The sequence below is a fragment of the Campylobacter novaezeelandiae genome (genome assembly GCF_018968685.1).
GTDB classification, from domain to species: Bacteria; Campylobacterota; Campylobacteria; order Campylobacterales; family Campylobacteraceae; genus Campylobacter_D; species Campylobacter_D novaezeelandiae.
On the sequence record NZ_CP076657.1, the window covers coordinates 1,003,528 to 1,020,605 of the forward strand.

17 protein-coding genes are annotated in these 17,078 nt (G+C 28.4%); all 17 read right to left on the reverse strand.

The window, feature by feature from the left end:
- Positions 1–2 precede the first annotated feature (2 nt).
- The 17 genes from CNZW441b_RS05170 to gatA all read right to left on the reverse strand — a co-directional run bounded on the left by CNZW441b_RS05170 (position 3) and on the right by gatA (position 17,005).
- Positions 3–770 (reverse strand): thiazole synthase, encoded by a 768-nt coding sequence (locus tag CNZW441b_RS05170; protein ID WP_216681272.1) that lies wholly within the window; start codon positions 768–770, stop codon positions 3–5.
- Positions 757–1,566: a thiamine biosynthesis protein ThiF gene (thiF, locus tag CNZW441b_RS05175; RefSeq protein ID WP_216681273.1), complete on the reverse strand. Its 810-nt coding sequence runs from the start codon at positions 1,564–1,566 to the stop codon at positions 757–759. The genes CNZW441b_RS05170 and thiF overlap by 14 nt, the downstream gene beginning before the upstream one ends.
- On the reverse strand, positions 1,563–1,754 hold the full coding sequence (thiS, locus tag CNZW441b_RS05180) for a sulfur carrier protein ThiS (protein ID WP_216681274.1): 192 nt from the start codon (positions 1,752–1,754) through the stop codon (positions 1,563–1,565). The genes thiF and thiS overlap by 4 nt, the downstream gene beginning before the upstream one ends.
- A gap of 55 nt (positions 1,755–1,809) precedes the next feature.
- Entirely contained in the window at positions 1,810–2,907 is a 1,098-nt protein-coding gene (gene dapE, locus CNZW441b_RS05185; RefSeq protein ID WP_216681275.1) for a succinyl-diaminopimelate desuccinylase, read from the reverse strand.
- A 3-nt stretch (positions 2,908–2,910) separates the two neighbouring features.
- Complete coding sequence (locus CNZW441b_RS05190; RefSeq protein WP_131162932.1) at positions 2,911–3,510, reverse strand: LysE family transporter; 600 nt, start codon at positions 3,508–3,510, stop codon at positions 2,911–2,913.
- Positions 3,510–4,205, reverse strand: a complete 696-nt coding sequence (locus tag CNZW441b_RS05195; RefSeq protein ID WP_216681276.1) for an SIR2 family NAD-dependent protein deacylase — start codon at positions 4,203–4,205, stop codon at positions 3,510–3,512. Before CNZW441b_RS05195 ends, CNZW441b_RS05190 begins: the two co-directional genes overlap by 1 nt.
- Positions 4,206–4,580: 375 nt before the next feature.
- Positions 4,581–5,813, reverse strand: coding sequence for a hypothetical protein (locus CNZW441b_RS05200; protein ID WP_131165832.1), 1,233 nt, complete (start codon positions 5,811–5,813; stop codon positions 4,581–4,583).
- The gene (locus CNZW441b_RS05205; RefSeq protein ID WP_131165833.1) at positions 5,798–6,571 is read right to left on the reverse strand and encodes a DNA-methyltransferase; all 774 of its coding nucleotides are present in this window, start codon (positions 6,569–6,571) and stop codon (positions 5,798–5,800) included. The genes CNZW441b_RS05200 and CNZW441b_RS05205 overlap by 16 nt, the downstream gene beginning before the upstream one ends.
- Before the next feature lie 11 nt (positions 6,572–6,582).
- The gene (locus CNZW441b_RS05210) at positions 6,583–7,413 is read right to left on the reverse strand and encodes a DNA-methyltransferase (protein ID WP_166683061.1); all 831 of its coding nucleotides are present in this window, start codon (positions 7,411–7,413) and stop codon (positions 6,583–6,585) included.
- A gap of 2 nt (positions 7,414–7,415) precedes the next feature.
- Positions 7,416–9,623 (reverse strand): endonuclease MutS2, encoded by a 2,208-nt coding sequence (locus CNZW441b_RS05215; RefSeq protein WP_216681277.1) that lies wholly within the window; start codon positions 9,621–9,623, stop codon positions 7,416–7,418.
- Positions 9,616–9,966 carry a hypothetical protein gene (locus CNZW441b_RS05220; RefSeq protein WP_131165835.1) on the reverse strand — a complete coding sequence of 117 codons (351 nt, stop codon included), beginning with the start codon at positions 9,964–9,966 and terminating at the stop codon, positions 9,616–9,618. The genes CNZW441b_RS05215 and CNZW441b_RS05220 overlap by 8 nt, the downstream gene beginning before the upstream one ends.
- The gene (gene murC, locus CNZW441b_RS05225) at positions 9,959–11,254 is read right to left on the reverse strand and encodes a UDP-N-acetylmuramate--L-alanine ligase (RefSeq protein ID WP_131165836.1); all 1,296 of its coding nucleotides are present in this window, start codon (positions 11,252–11,254) and stop codon (positions 9,959–9,961) included. Before murC ends, CNZW441b_RS05220 begins: the two co-directional genes overlap by 8 nt.
- 143 nt (positions 11,255–11,397) lie before the next feature.
- Positions 11,398–13,209: a motility associated factor glycosyltransferase family protein gene (locus tag CNZW441b_RS05230; RefSeq protein ID WP_131162938.1), complete on the reverse strand. Its 1,812-nt coding sequence runs from the start codon at positions 13,207–13,209 to the stop codon at positions 11,398–11,400.
- A 17-nt stretch (positions 13,210–13,226) separates the two neighbouring features.
- Entirely contained in the window at positions 13,227–14,012 is a 786-nt protein-coding gene (locus CNZW441b_RS05235; protein WP_131165837.1) for a carbon-nitrogen hydrolase family protein, read from the reverse strand.
- Positions 14,005–14,178, reverse strand: coding sequence for an exodeoxyribonuclease VII small subunit (gene xseB, locus CNZW441b_RS05240; RefSeq protein WP_131162940.1), 174 nt, complete (start codon positions 14,176–14,178; stop codon positions 14,005–14,007). Before xseB ends, CNZW441b_RS05235 begins: the two co-directional genes overlap by 8 nt.
- Positions 14,175–15,632, reverse strand: coding sequence for an IMP dehydrogenase (guaB, locus tag CNZW441b_RS05245; protein WP_131186627.1), 1,458 nt, complete (start codon positions 15,630–15,632; stop codon positions 14,175–14,177). The genes xseB and guaB overlap by 4 nt, the downstream gene beginning before the upstream one ends.
- Positions 15,633–15,640: 8 nt before the next feature.
- Entirely contained in the window at positions 15,641–17,005 is a 1,365-nt protein-coding gene (gene gatA, locus CNZW441b_RS05250; RefSeq protein WP_131186628.1) for an Asp-tRNA(Asn)/Glu-tRNA(Gln) amidotransferase subunit GatA, read from the reverse strand.
- Between the last annotated feature and the right edge of the window lie 73 nt (positions 17,006–17,078).

Sequence of the window (17,078 nt, forward strand, 5' to 3'; positions counted from 1 at the left end):
CATCAATCCCTTAAAAAGCCTGTTAGCGGAGAACTTGCTTTAGCTTCGCTTACACTTGCTAGACCCGCTAAAAAAGCACTCCTTCCAGCTTTTATAGCCTGTGAAAAAGCTCTTGCCATTAAAGCAATATCTTTTGCCTCAGCTATAGCTGTATTTATCATCACTGCACTAACCCCCATTTGCATAGCTTCGCAAGCTTGTGCAGGAGTTCCAATACCTGCATCTACAATGATAGGCAAATTGATTTCATTAAGCAAAATTTGTATAAATTCCTTAGCACACAGGCCTTTATTACTCCCAATAGGTGCAGCTAAAGGCATAATAGCTGCTGCTCCTGCATCTCTCATAGCTCTAGCCGCATAAAGATCAGCATACATATAAGGTAAAGGCGTAAAACCCTCTTTAGCTAAAAGCTCACAAGCCTTAGTGGTTTCATAATTATCAGGTAATAAATACTTACTATCACTTATAACTTCTATCTTTATAAGCTCTCCACAACCAAGCTCTCTTGAAAGTCTTGCTATACGCAAAGCTTCATTAGCATTTCTTGCCCCTGAAGTATTTGGCAAAAGTGTGATATTTTTAGGAATAAAATCAAGTATATTTTCAACATTCCCCGTATAAGCTCTTCTTAAAGCTAAGGTGATAATTTCTGCTTTTGCCTCATCAATGGCTGATTTTATAAGATCGAGTGAAAATTTACCTGAGCCTAGTATAAAACGACTTTGAAATTCATATTTTCCTATCTTTAAAATATCATTCATGATCATTTCTCGCTAAAAGTTCTAAAACTAAATTAGCTTGATGAGCTGCACAAATATTTACACGTGGTGCCATAAGTCCATTGCCCACTTTAGCCCCATTTATCAAATCTCCACAAACATAGAAATTTTGTGCTATCTTTCTTGTTTGTATGCTATTGCTATCTCCATATCCTGCAAGCCCTGAGGCACAAATTAAAGTAGTATCCTTATAAAATCTATGAAAATTTTGCGCTATCATAGCCTTTGCAAGTGCAGTATCAAAAGCCTCACAAACTATATCTATACCTTTAAATAAATATTCTAAATTACCCTCATCTATTTTTAGTGTGCAAATTTCAATATTAACATAAGGGTTGATTTCGCCAATTTGTTCTTTTAAAGCTTCAGTTTTAAATTTACCTAAATCACTCACACGATATGCTTGACGATTAAGATTGCTAGGTTCTACTATATCAAAATCTATAAGTTTCAAACTTCCTATGCCACTACGCGCAAGCATTATAGCTATATGCGATCCAAGCCCCCCAAGCCCACATACTGCTACACTTGCTTTTTTAAGTTTATCATGAAGTTTTGGCGTATGACGCGATCTCATCATAGCATCTAAGGCATCTTTGGGCGGCATAACATTTTTTTCTATGCAAAAAAGCTCATCATTTTCATTTAAATTTAAATTTTCCTTTGTCGCAAAGCCATTTACTATCCATACATCACTTTCATTTTTACTCACACTTTTAAAAAAATCTAAAGTGTTTTTATGCTCTGTTTCTAAAAACTCACCATTGAATTTAACTCTCATCAACCTCCCCCTACAAAACTTACGATTTCAGCTTTATCATTTTCTTTTAAAATCAAATTTTCAAATTCGCTTTTAGACACGATTTCTCCATTTAATTCTAAGGCAATAAACTCGGTTTTTAAGCCTTTTTCTTTGATAAAATCCATAAATTTAAGCTCTTTAAGATCAAATTTTTCTCCATTGATAATCATTTTAACTCTTTTAATCCTTATAAATAATCTTTAACTTAACAAATAAATATTATTTTTAAAAATTCTCTACAAAATCTTTATAAATTAAGCAAAGCTTTTCAAATTCTTCTACGCTTACTCTTTCATTTACAGCGTGGATTGTATCATTACGCACACCAAATTCACATACGCTTACACCAAACTCAGCTAAAAATCTTGCATCACTTGTGCCACCTTTGGTATTAAATTTTGGAACTTGAGAAGTGATTTTTTGAACGCTTTGATTAATTTTTTGAACAATTTTATTATCACTTTTAGTTAAAAAAGGTTTAGAGCTTTGACTTATCTTAAGCTCATAGTTTAACCCTTCACAAATTTTTTCTACATAAGCTTTAACATCATCTACATTTGTATCTAATGAATTTCTAATATTAAACATAATTTTTAAATCATTTGGCGTTACATTACTAACTTCTAATCCTCCTCTAATATCTGTAATAACAATCTTTGAAGGATCAAATTCAGCACTTCCAGGATCTAGATCAAATCCAGCTAAAAATTTTAAAACTGGAGCAAAATCGTGTATAGGGTTAATGCATTTTTCAGGGTAAGCTACATGCCCTTGTTTGCCTTTTATAATAAGCGTTGCATTAATAGATCCACGACGCCCTATTTTAATAGTATCGCCAAAATGTTTATCACTGGTTGGTTCTCCTACCAAAGCAAAATCAGGCAAAAGATCTTTTTCTTTCATAAAATTAAGAAGCTCCAAAGTTCCATATTTTGCCTCGCCTTCTTCATCACTTGTAAGCATTAAAGAAAGTCTTGAACCATTAAATTTAGCTTCTTTTAAAGCATACACAAAAGCGGCCACGCCACTTTTCATATCTTGCGCTCCTCTTGCATAGATAAAACCATCTTTTTCTATAGGTTTAAAAGGATCATTTTGCCAACCTTCTCCTGCAGGAACAACATCTATATGCCCACAAAAAGCTAAATGCTCGCCTTCATCTTTAAATTTTTTTGTAAGCAAAAGATTTTTGATACCTTCTTTTTCTATAAAAAAAGCTTCAAACTCGCTTAACTCCAAAGCGATAAAATTTAAAGCTCCATCATCTTTTGGTGTGATAGATTTAAATTTTAAAAGTTCTATTAAAAATTCTTTTGCATTCATTTTTTATCCTATAAAAGTTTTATAAAGTAAATTTATAGCAAAATACTCTATGATTAGAGCTGAAATAATATTGATAAATTTAATAATCCTTGCACTAAAAAAATCCTTATATCTTGCTACAAAAAAAGATAGAGCAAAGATCCAAGAAAGTATAGCCACAATAAGACCAATTACCATAGCATTAGGATGACTTTCTTTTATGGCAATACCTGCAACACTAAGCCAAAATCCTATTACAAAAGGATTTAAACCATTTAAAAATACACCCTTTAAATAACTTTTAAACAAATTTTCTTTGAATTCTACATTTTTTAAATTTAAATCTTTATTTTTTTTCACAAGCATCAAAAAAGCCATATAGCTTAAAAAAACAAATCCAAATACAGCTAAAACCTTCATAAATATCGCATTGTCCAAAAAGCCAATAAGTCCAAATTTTAAAAGAAAGAAATAAAGCATATCAACACTAAAAGCACCAAGGCCTACAGCTAAAGAATTTTTAAAAACCCTAAGAGCATAGGTTAAAATCAAAATATTTACAGGTCCAAAAGGAACGCTTACGCCAAAACCTAAAATCATCCCATTTAACAAAGAATCAAACATTAGCTATCTTTCATAAATTCATCTATATCTTGTGTTATCTTATCAATAGCACTTAAGACATTTTCTATATAAATTTTATCAAAAAACGTCTCTAAATTTTCATCCTTTTCATAGATATTTAAAATGCTTTTTTCACACATTCTTGCATACTCACCCACGGGCAAAACAGCTCCGCTTGTGCCTATGCTTATAAAAAGTGAAGTTTGACTTAAAAGAGAGTAAAGTGTGTTATAAGCTGGGGCTGCTTCTTCAAACATAACGATATTATGCCTTAAATTTTCACTTTTGCATTTAGGGCATTTTTTATTTGCCATTAAATTATAAGCTATATTAAAGATTTTACCACATTTTAAACAACGAAGTTCAGGCAAAAAACCATGCAAATGAATGACTTCTTTACATCCTGCACGCTCTAGTAAATCATCAACATTTTGGGTTAAAACAAAAAGATTTTTACCCCATTTTTCTTTTAATTTAGCAATTTGTTTATGAGCATAATTTGGCTTTACATTTGCAAGCTCTAGACGTCTTGCATCATAAAAATCAAGCACTTTTTTGGGATTTTTTCTAAAGCCTATTGCAGAGCAAATTTCCATCACATCATACTCATCCCAAAGCCCACCATTATCTCTAAAAGTTTTAAGCCCACTTGGAGCACTAAGCCCAGCTCCACTTAATATCATAATATTTTTCATCGCTAAACCTTATAAAATTTATGAAGTTTAGCGAAAAATGCTTTAAGAAATATTTTTTGTGGATTTATGATTTTCTCTGATAATAAGCTACAATATCTTTTATCTTTTTATATTCTATATGTTTTATATAATATTCCATAAATTGCCAGTTGGGACTACCTTTATCTACTGGGAGTAGTATTTTTCCTCTTTTTAACCTAGTAAGAGTTACACCATTTTCACCCCAGTTAAATTTTTCCATAAATTTTTTGAGCTCAATGATAATTAAAAGTATTTAGATAAATTTTTTATATTTATCTAAACTTGTTAATTTTAAAATATAAAATTTATTTTAAGCCATATTTTACAATTATTTAGTATCCTATTGAAATAAAATTACAATAAAGATCTATTATAGTCTTTCATTATAATTTGTAAATCCTTATTGTAAAAAACATTTTGTTCTTTTTTTAAAACAAATTTAAATCCTCTAAAATTATCAAGCACCACATCATCACTATCAAAACTAAGTCTTATAGCAAATTTAATATCTTTATCTAGTGTTAAAATTTTATGCGAATTTGCATCAATATAAATTAGGTTACGCCAATCATCAATTGCCTTTAGCATATCTAAATTTTTAGCAAAATAAAATGGCACGATATGATGAAGTTCAAAGCTTATATTTTTATTAATCTTATGTTCTTTAAAATACTGCTCTTTAATTAAGGAACTTCTTTTAAATTTTATTTTTTCTTTATTTAAAGTAGTTTTTAAGAAAATTTTTTCATTTTTTTCATCATACTCAAAAATACTCATAAAACCCAAGGCTTCAAAAATACTTTGTGCTTGATTTTTCCAATTATGAAAATCTCTTTTATCTATTTTATTACCCTTAAATTTTTTAGGATCACAAAAAGTTTTTATAGTTTCTATAACCACCTTTTTTCTTGCTTTAAGAGAGCGAAATTCATTGATAAAAAGGATAATTTTTTCTTTATTTATAATTTCTTCATTTATTGTTTTACCTAAAAAACTTACAAAAAACATAAACTCATAAATACTTAAATAATTTTCATCTAAAGTATTAATAAGTTCAAAAATACTTTGCACCAATCCATCAAAAAGCCTATCTAGTGCTACTCCTAAAATTTTAATTTCTTCAAAAATATTTTTAGAATTTAATAATTCTAAGCCTTTTTTAGAAATTTTTACATAACGATAATTTCTATAAATTTTGTTTACTTTACATAATTTTTTATTTTTATCAAATCTTTGTAAAAAGCCCATTCTTTGTAAATTAACAAAAATAATTTTTCTCATCGCCATATCTGTAACACTAAAACCGATTTTTCCTAAATCATCATTTATCATTTTTAAAAAATTACAAAATTCCAACTCATCGTCTTTATATCTATAATTTTCTCTTATATCACCTGCAGTATGATAAAGCAAATCATATTTTTTTAAATATTTCAAAACAATTTTTATATACCCTAAATTCCATCTATAATGCTGTAACTTATGAATACCTCTATAATCATCTCTAATAATCCTACTTGATAAAAACTCTAAACAAGATAAAGCAGGATTAATACTTTTTAAATCTTTTTTTAAAGCTTCAAACATAAATCATCCCTTAGATTTTTATTCAGATATTCTATATTACTCTCACATCCTATAAAATTTCTATTTAATTTTTTTGCCATTAAACTCACTACACCTGTTCCTGCAAACAAATCAAGGATTAAATCATTTTCCTTACTGCTTGCTTTAATCATTCTTTCTATCATTTCTTTAGGCTTTGGACTTGGATGATTTTGTTTCATTGTTTTTCCATTGATTTTATTTGTATGCCTAAGACTTGAAATTTGCCATACATCAGGACAAAGTTTACCTTTTTCATTAGGATACCATCTTTTGCCATTTTTCAAAATTCCTTTTTTTGCAGCGTGTTTTATCCTACTTTCACTTTCATAAGGAATACGAATTTCATCAGCGTTAAAATAGTATTTTTTACTCATTGCATAAAATAAAATACTTTCTTGATTATTAACATATTTTGTTTTTGCATAACTAAGTCCGTCTTTTTTATACCAAGTGATAAAATTATTAAAATTTAATTTTTTATCTTTTAAAAAATTGATAAATAAAGCACAGTTATAAGGCGTATTAAAAATATAAAAACTTCCATTTGGCTTCATTTTTAAAAGCATTAATTCCATCCATTTATAAGAAAATTCTAAAAATTCATTCTCATTTTTAAAGCTATCCCATTTTGCGATTTTTAAATTATAAGGCGGATCAACAATGGCTAAATCTATACACGCATTAGGAAGTTTTTCTAAAAACTCAAATACATCACAAATATAAATTTTATTTTGCAAATTTTAAACCTTTAAAATATAGTATTTAATTTTTCATTAATTAAGCTTTTATAGTTCTCATAAAGCTCATATCCTATATATTTTCTACTTAATTCTTTTGCTACACTTAGAGTTGTTCCGCTTCCACAAAAAGGGTCTAAAATAACATCGTCTACGAAACTATATAATTTTATCAAACGATAAGGAATTTCTCTTGGCATAATAGCAGAATGTTTTCCAAAGGCTATATCACTTTTATTGGGTATAGCTATATCCCAAATTTGTTTAGTATAACTAAGCCATTCTTCTTGTGTGAGTTTTGATTTTTCCTTAATTTCATTAGAAACAGGTACAGGTTTTCCATCTTTAACAAAAATAACTATAAATTCAGTAGTATTTTGTGTATAAAAATTTCTAGGATAAGGATAAGAACCAAACATAAGCTTTTTAGTAGAATTAGTTCTATTCCAAATATACAGATCTAGTAAAAATAACTTTGTATGCTTTAAAATGGAATTTTGTATATCACTTTGCAAATCAAATATATGGCGGTTATAATGCGTGTTTAAGTCTTTTTTAAGCATAGGCATTAAAGGTATATTTATACATAATTTTCCATTAGGTTTTAACACTCTTTCACACTCAACCCATACTTTAAGAAGGGCTTTTATATAATTTTTATAATCATTAATAGCTCCTAGATCCATTTTATTTTTATCAGAATGTATTTTATCCTGATAGCCATTTTTAGAATAATCCTTGATATTAAAATAAGGCGGTGAAGTGATAATTAAATCAACGCTTTTATCATTTAACTCACTCATATTTGTGCTGGATTTATAAAAAATTTTATTCATCTCTATCCTTAAAACCTCACTACCTTAGCGCCAAAACCACCTTGATTGATCGGTGCATCACTAAAACTTTTTACACTTTTGTGTGCTTTTAAAAATTCTTTTACCACAAAAGCAAGCTTTCCTGTTCCTATGCCATGATATACTAAAACTTCATCAAATCCAGCAAGCAAGGCATCTGAAATAAATTTATCAAGCCTAGAAATAGCCTCATCGCTTCTAAGTCCATGTAAATCCAAAGTGATGTTTAAATTACTTGGTTTAGCAACGCTTATATTTGTTTTAGAACTTTTTTTAGGAAGTTCTACACTTTTTTTAAGCAAATTAAGTCCTACTCTTAGATTAAGCCCTTCACATTCTATCAAAGCTTCATTTTTAGAAATAGCTTTAATCACCCCTTTAATCTTTTCATATTTTACAAAATCTCCTACTCTTAGCTCTTCATTTTGTTTTATGCTTGGTAAGATAATTTCTTTTTTTAGTTCATTGGCTTTATTTAAGCTTCTTTGTTTTTCTTTGATATCTTTTAAATTTATAGTTTTTTTAGCCTCTTCTATGGCTTTATAAAATTTAAATTCTAATTCTCTTAAAGTATTTTTAAATTTTTCTTCTTGTTTTTGTTTTTGTTCTTTTAAATTCTGCAAAATCTCATCAGCAATTTGTTCTTTTTTATGTATATTTTGAAGCTTAGTTTTAAGTTCTAGTTCAAGATTGATATTTTTACTCACCATTACTTCTAAATTCTCTTTATCTTCACCATAAAGTTTTTTAGCTTCACTTACCAAATTAGCTGGAATTTGATAACGCAAAGCTGTTTCAAAAGCATAAGATTTTCCTATGGTGCCTTTTAAAAATTCATATTTTGGCTTTGAAATTTCCTCATCATATAAAGCAGCGATAAGTTCAACTTCTTCATTTTGTGCTAAAAGCATAGCAAGACGCTTATGGTGTGTTGTAATGATGATTTTAAGTTTATTTTTTATAAGATGAGAAATAATAACACTATATAAACAAGCAGCCTCTTCAAAATCTGTTCCAAGCTCTATTTCATCAATTCCTAATAATAAATTTTTTTTAGTAAAAAGCTTTGAAATTTGAAGCATTCTACCTGCAAAGGTTGAGATATTATTTTTAACATTTTGCGGATCTTCAATGATGGCATCAAATTCTTTAAAAGAACTGATTTTGCTTTCATTGGCTTTTATTTTCATAGGCAAAAGATGCTTAGCTAAAAAAGCAGCAGCAAGCAAAGACTTTAATAGCATGGATTTTCCACCCGCATTAACCCCTGTAATAATTAAAACTTGCTTTTTAAATTCAAGAGAAATACTTTTTGGATTTTCAAGAGCTGGATGAGCAAAATCTTTAAGTATAATTTCATTTGAGTTTTCACATAAAATAAATTCATAATCTTTCTTTTTAGCAAGCAAAACTCTAGCACTATAATGATCAAATAAATCAAAAGCACTATTAATAAATTTCAAAAAAGGTAGATTTTTAGCTAGAAAAATAGAAAAATTTTTGGCATATTCATAATAAATCTCTTCTTTTTGATTTTTAATTTTTTCTATATCATCTTGTAAATTTTCAATATTTAAAGGGATAATATAAAAACCTCCACTACTGCTTCTAGCTATAATCTTAGCTTTTAAAGTGTGATTAAACCCTCCTCTTACAAGCAATGCTTCAAAACCATTGATAAAATGAATTTGCGTATCGATTAAATAAGGACTAAGCGATTTAGTATAAATAAGTTTTTTAAACTCGGCTCTTATGGCTTCATTTTTAAGTCTTAAAGCTGTATTTAAATTTATAAGTCTTTCATCTAAACTTTCTTTTAGTTCTCCTTTATCATCAAATTTTAAAGTGAGTTCTAAAATTTCTTCTGAAAGCTGAATTTTTTCAAGCCAAGAGTCTAGATTAAATCCAAAATTAATTTTTTTAAGTTTTTCAAAATAACAAAAAATTTTCACAAACTCATAAATTTCATCTAAATGCAAAACCCCTTGTTTGCTTAAATGTGCCAAAGCTTTATCCAAATTTAAAACTTCTGGAATTTGCGGGAAATTGATCTTACAAAGCTCATCAATACGCTTTAAATGAAGCGAAGAATCACCTTGTAAAAATATATCTTTATCCCTTGAAAAAAAAGATTTAAACTCTTCTAAATAACCATTTAAATCCAATTTTGATATAAGTTCTTCTTTATTTTCACTCATTTTTTAACCTGCAATGATTTATATCAATGATTAAAGATTTAAAGCTAAGATTGTTATCCTTAGAAATAAAACTCGCTGTGCCAAATTCATAATTAAAATAATCATTAGAAATATTTAAATCTTTACAAATGATGTTTTTGCCTTGATTAAAAGCTGTAAGAACTTCACGATTTTTTTCTGCTTTTTTAATATTTTGTATTTCAAAAAATACAGAAAAAATAATAGTAGCTAAAAGTAAAATTACAAAAAAAGGTTTGGTTTTAGATCCTAGTTTTTTACGCAACATAAGAGTGATTAAAAGTAAAATTAAAATAATTAAAAGATAAAATAAAATTTTACTCATTATTTTGCCTTAATTTATTGCTAATATCTCCTGCTCCAAAACCTATAATCAAACCTTTATCAAAGACTCTTCCTTTATCTGTGACTAAAAATTTACCTTCTCTTTTAATATCATTAATAAATAAAGCCTTATCAAAATACTTTTTTAAGTCAATTTCGATTTTTTCTTCTCCTGCGGCATAAACAGGTAAAATCACAAGTTCATCTATATCATCAAATGCTAAAACAAATTCTTTTAAATTTGCAGCCAAACGCGTATAACGATGGGGTTCAAAAATGGCAGTAATTTTTTTATATCCTGCTAATTTTGCATATTCTCTAGCAGCATTTAAAGTAGCTTTAATCTCTGTTGGATGATGGCCATAATCATCAATTAAAGCTAAATCCTCATCAGCATATAAAATATCAAATCTTTTTTTAATCCCTTGATATTTTTTTAAATTTAATCTAATTTGCTCTATATTTTCATAATTTAATGCAGCTAAAATAGCTAAAGAAGCATCAATAGCTAGATGATAACCCATACCAAACACACTAAAACGTCCTAAATTTTTAAGCTCAAAACTTGTTTTAGGTCTAAAATTTTCAATCTCCATAACACAATTTTTAATATCCTTACTAGGATAAAGACGCAAAGCTTCACCTTTATAATCTTTTAAAAATTCATCTTCTGCATTAATAATACGAATCTTAGCATTTTCTAAAAAACTGGTATAAGCGTGATGGAGTTTTGAAATTTCATTACCATAATGATCCAAATGTTCTGCTTCTACATTTGTAACTATGGCTAAATGGGGATTTGAATTTAAAAAAGAACTATCGCTTTCATCAGCTTCAAAAATAAGATTTTCGCTTTCTTTATAAATCATATTTGAGCCAAATTCTTTTAAAATAGCACCAATAATAACTGATGAATTTGGTATCAAAGAAGCTAAAATGCTTGAAGTGGTGCTTTTTCCATGTGCTCCTGCAACAGCAAAAACACGTTTATCTTGCAAAATCAAAGGTAAAGCTTCTTTACGCGAAAGAGTTTTAATGCCTAATTCTTTAGCGTGCTTAAATTCAGGATTTTCTTCTTTTATAGCGGCTGAATAAATTACTAAATCTTTTCCGATGATATTTTCTTTATTGTGCGGGATTGATACACACACACCCTCATTTTCAAGCTCTTTAGTGATTTTACTTTCTTTTAAATCACTTCCACTAATCTTAAAGCCTTTTTCTTTTAAAAATCTTGCCAAAGCTGAAATACCTATGCCACCTATACCTATAAAATGAATTTTTTGCATCTTTGCCTCAAATATTGTAAAAAATCAAAAGCAAAAATTTTAACACTTTTTCACTAAAATACCCTTAAAATATTTTCATAAAAATTATTTAGAATTTTTAAAATTCTTGGATAAATTAAAACTTAGCGGCAATATTATAAAAATTATTTAGTATTTAAGGCTTCTAAAATACTTTCATATTTTGTATTTAATTTTTCTAGAAATTCTTTCAACCATTCTTTATAAGCTTTTATATAGGCAAATAAATACTCTCTTTCATCATTTGTATCTCTTATAGCACAAGAAATCAAATAACCACGATAAGCAAAAATACCCCTTAAGGCTTCATCTTGCACGAACTCATTATTTGCTAATATTTCATTAAAACTACTTATATTTTTATGAACATTTTGTAAAAATTCTAAAGGTAAAATAATATCTTTGCTTAAGATATTATCCAATGCTTCTTTTAAAGCTTTGGCATCATTTAATAAATTTTCGCAAGTTTGTTTATCTTGTTTTAATTTTGCAAAAAATTTAGCAATGAGTTTAGAGCTTCTATTTTTAGTTAAAGGTTTTAAATTTTCAAATTTAGGTTTTTCTTTATGAAGTAAATTTTCACAAACATTTTTAAAAGATATTTCTTTAGTAAAATTTATCCTTGCTCCACCTTCTGTGGCATTGTAAAAATTTACTTCTTGATTACAGGCAAAAAGGTATTCTAATTTGATACGATAATCATTCCAAAATATATGCGTTTTAATCTGTTTATTTCCACCATATGCTTCTACTTCCAAAGTATCACTAAAATATTCTTCTTTAGATTTTTCTGTATAATAATAACCATTTGAATGAGAATTTCCTTTCTCATCATAGGCTAAATCTTGTCCTATCATAATAATATTTTTAAATCCTAAAGCAAGAGCTAAGGTATAAGAGAAATGACTTACATGAGTTCCTGTATCTATGTAACCAAAATCATTTAAATTATAACGCATATACAAATTCTTATTTCTTAGCACCAAAGATACATTTTTATCTTTTAAAAACTGCACAACATTAGGATGAGTAGCACATTCAAGCATTATTAAAGCATCATTTAAATTGGGTATATTTTTGAAAAAATTAATCGCCCAATCAGAAAAATCTAAATTGGTCACATAATCAGGCTTAATATCCTCTTTTAATAAAATACTCAAAGCTCCATCTGCGCAAAAAATAAAAGCTTTATTTTGATATTTTTTAAGTAAAGGAAGTTGCTTAGCAAGTGAAGGTCCTGCTGAAACTACTATGGCTGTATCAAAGGTATTTTTTCTTTGATTTAGAAGTCTTTGAAAAGGAATGTTTTCTAGCATGGTAGGGATATTGCAAAGAAATTGTTTATAAGTTAAAAGAGGAAGATAGCAAGTTCTATCAGCATTCCTTATAGCAACATCAGCTGTTTTTATACATATTTCATTAACTTTTAATATTTCATTGCTAAAAAAATCTTTATAATACAAAGAACTAGCAAAAAGTTTATATAAACTTAAATATTCAAGTATATCTTGATGATCAAAAAACATAGCAACTTGAATTTCAAAATCCAATGCATTAGGATCAAGCAAAATGATTTTGTAATTTTTTAATTCTTCGCTAATATCTATGATATTTAAGGCTAAAATTAAAAGCTCTATTTCACTTTCAAAAACAAAAATATGTTTAAATTTAAAACTTAAATTTTTAACCAATTCTCCATTAGCTATACCATAAATAAAAATAAAAGGATAATTTTTGCTGCCATCAAGAATAGAACTAGCAAATTGGTTAATTTGCTCTTTATTTTCATATAAATATCTTTTTCTAGAATCATAAATATTTAAATTTTCATCTACTCTAAAGCTTAATTTTGATTGATTTAAAAAAGTTAATATTTTTGAAGCAAGATTATAATTTGAGATTTTTAAACTTTCTATATTTTTTGCAAAAATATCCACATTTTTCCTAACAAATATCAAATTTTATTTTTGATAATTTTATCAAATCCCCATAAATTTCTTGCTTCAATAGCCTTTTTTGGCTCTATAATAAGCATTTCCTCTTCATTTCCAAGTTTTTCTTCTATCTCTCCAAAAGCGTTAATAAACATAGTATCACCATAAAATTTCCATTCTTCATTATGCTTTGAAGTTCCTATACGATTAACTCTTAAAATACTAGTATGATTTAAAAAAGCTCTTACTTTTAAAAGTTCTTCCCAACGTTTCTTACTTTCAAACGTAGAAGCAGTAGGAATAATAACAAGATCAATTTTTTTTGTCATAATTTTTTTCCAAAAAATATCAAAATGAGCCTCAAAACCAAAAATTAATGCACACTTTAATCCTTCATAAGTAAAATGAAAAAGTTTAAGTTCATTTTGTTCTTTATTTTTAAAAAAAGCCTTTTCATTCCAATGGGAATAAGGTATTAAAATTTGTTGCTCATAAATTTTTATCATATTAGGCGAAACTTTAAGACAAGTTTTTTTATATCCTTTATTTTCTACACAAACAAAAGGCGCAATGATCTCTAAATCATATTTTTTAGAAAGTCTTATAAGACTTTCTTTTTTAGCCTCACTTTGCTCTTTAATCATACTTTTTGGCATAGAAAGCAATTCTATAAAAAAGCTATTAATAACATATTCTCCAAGTACAACTAAATTTGCACCACTTTCTTTTGAAGCTTGTAAATAATAATCAAGTCTTGATTCACTCAAAGCTAAAGTAGGAAATTGTAAAGCAGCTATTTTACTCATTGATTTTTTCCACTTCTAATTTTGCTTTGTCTAATTCCATTCTAGCTTTTTTAATGTTTTCTAAACCCATTTTATAAATTTTAATACTTTCATTTAGGGTTAATTCATTATTATTTAATTTTTCTAAAGCTTCATTTGCTTTTTCTAATTTTTCTTCAAAACTCATTGATTATTTACCTTATAATTTGGCGCCTCATGGGTAATAGTTACATCATGAACATGACTTTCTTTTAATCCCGCACTAGTAATCTCTACAAATTCAGCTTTTTCTTTAAATTCTTGTATATCTTTTGCACCCACATAACCCATAGAAGATCTCAAACCTCCCAAGAGCTGATGAACTACGTCTTTAATACTTCCAACATAAGGTACACGTCCTTCTATACCTTCAGGAACTAATTTTTCTTGTGCTGTTCCTTCTTGAAAATATCTATCAGAACTTCCTTTTTGCATAGCGCCAAGAGATCCCATACCTCTATAAGTTTTGTATTGTCTTCCTTGATAAGTAAAAAGCTCGCCTGGACTCTCATTTGTTCCAGCAAGTAAAGAACCTATCATTACAGAACTCGCTCCAGCAGCTAAAGCTTTAGCAATATCACCAGAATATTTAATCCCTCCATCTGCTATAACAGGAACATTAAATTTATCTGCCTCCAAAGCACATTCATCAATAGCTGAAATTTGAGGAACTCCAACTCCTGAAACAATTCTTGTTGTACAAATACTACCAGGTCCTATACCCACTTTAATAGCATCAACACCTAACTCACATAAAGCTTTAGCAGCTTTTGCAGTAGCTATATTGCCAGCTATTAAATCTACATCAGGATAATTTTTTTTAAGCTCTTTTATGGTATCCATAATCCCTTTTGAGTGTCCATGAGCAGAATCAAGAACTATAGCATCAACACCTGCTTCAATCAAAGCTTTTGCTCTATCCATCTGACCTACTCCAATTGCAGCTGCTACGCGTAATCTTCCTAATTTATCCTTGTTTGCATTAGGATATTCTTTTCTTTTTTTAAGATCTTTTATAGTAATAAGCCCTTCTAAGTATCCTTGTTCGTCTACTATAGGAAGTTTTTCAACCTTATTGGTGCTAAAAATTTTTTCAGCATCATCAAGAGTGCAACCTTTTGGTGCAGTAATTAAAGGGGGTTTGCTCATTACATTTTCAACTAAATTATCTAAATTATTTTCAAATCTTAAATCACGATTGGTTAAAATTCCTATTAATTTTTTATTATTATCTACAACAGGAACTCCAGAAATTCTATACTCGGCCATAAGCTCCAAAGCTTCCTTAACACTAGCCTTAGCCCCTATGTAAATAGGATCATAAATTACGCCACTTTCGCTTTTTTTTACTCTTTTAACCTCTCTAGCTTGTGAGGCTATATCCATATTTTTATGAATCACACCAATTCCACCCAGTCTTGCCATCATAATAGCAGCTCTATGCTCGGTTACTGTATCCATAGCTGCAGATACTAAAGGAATATTTAAAGTAATATTTTTAGTTAATTTTGTATAAATTTTTACCTCTTTAGGTAAAACCTCAGAATACCCTGGACATAAAAGTACATCTTCGAATGTTAAAGCACGTTTGATAATTTTCATAATAACCCCTATTTATTTTTTATAATTTTCTCTAAATTTAATGCACCATCTAAAAGAGTTTGTTCATCAAATTGCTTACATACTAGCTGAGCTGAAATATTAAGATTATTACCATCTTTTCCTATAGGAATGCTAATGCCTCCAAGTCCTGCTAAATTTACCGAAATCGTATAAATATCTTCTAAATAATTTTGCATAGGAGTTTTTTTAGTATCAAAAGAAAAAGCCGTAGTTGGAGTAACTGGCATAAAAATAAGATCACAATCTTGCAAAATATCTTTATATTTATTTTTGATAAAAGTTCTCGCTTTTAAAGCTTTTATATAATAAGCATCATAATACCCGCTACTTAAAACAAAGGTTCCTAACAAAATACGACGTTTAACTTCATCTCCAAATCCTTCATTTCTTGTATTAATATACATTTCATTTAAGCTATCTTGTTTTTCACTCCTTCTTCCAAATCTTACTCCATCATATCGACTTAAATTTGTACTTGCCTCAGCTGCAGCAATAATATAATACGTTGCTATATCAAATTTAGAATCAAGTAAATTTTTATAAACAATATTATGTCCATATGATTTTAATAATTCTATAGTTTTTAAAAGGGCTTGTTTTACTTCAGCACTTGCTTCATCAATATAATTTTGTATAACAGCTATAGTTAATTTTTTATCAGGATTTAAATTTGGCGCTGTTTTAGCAAATTCTATTTTAGCACTTGTGCTATCTAGTTCATCATATCCTGCCATTGCATCATAAAGCAAAGCTGCATCTTCTACATTTTGAGTTAAGACTCCAATTTGATCAAGACTTGAAGAATAAGTCACCAAACCATAGCGACTAATACGTCCATAGCTTGGTTTAAAACCTACGCATCCGCAAAATGCAGCAGGTTGCCTTACAGATCCACCAGTATCCGTTCCCAAACTTGCCAAAGCTAAACCACTAGAAACTGCAGCCGCACTTCCGCCACTACTTCCACCTGGAACTTTGCTAAAATCCAAAGGATTTAAAGTCCTACCATAACAAGAATTTGCAGTAGAACTACCCATAGCAAATTCATCCATATTAGCTCGCCCAAAAGGCGAAAAACCATTTTGTTTTAAATTTTTTATAGCACTTGCATCATAAGGAGAAACATAGCCTTGTAAAATTTTAGAAGCACAAGTAAGCTCCCAATCTTTGACACAAATATTATCTTTAATGGCAACTGGAATACCTTCTATACTATCTGTTAAATCTTTATCCAAAAATTGCTCTACATAGGCACCAATTTTTTTTTGTTTTTTTGCTTTCTCATTTAATTCTTTTTTTAGATTTATAAGTTCTTCTTTAGAATATGTTAAAGCTTCTTTTAAAGTAATCATTTTTTATCCTTTGTTAATTTTATAAAAAATATAGCTAAGGCACTTAAAAGCAAAACAACAATAACCGTTGTAA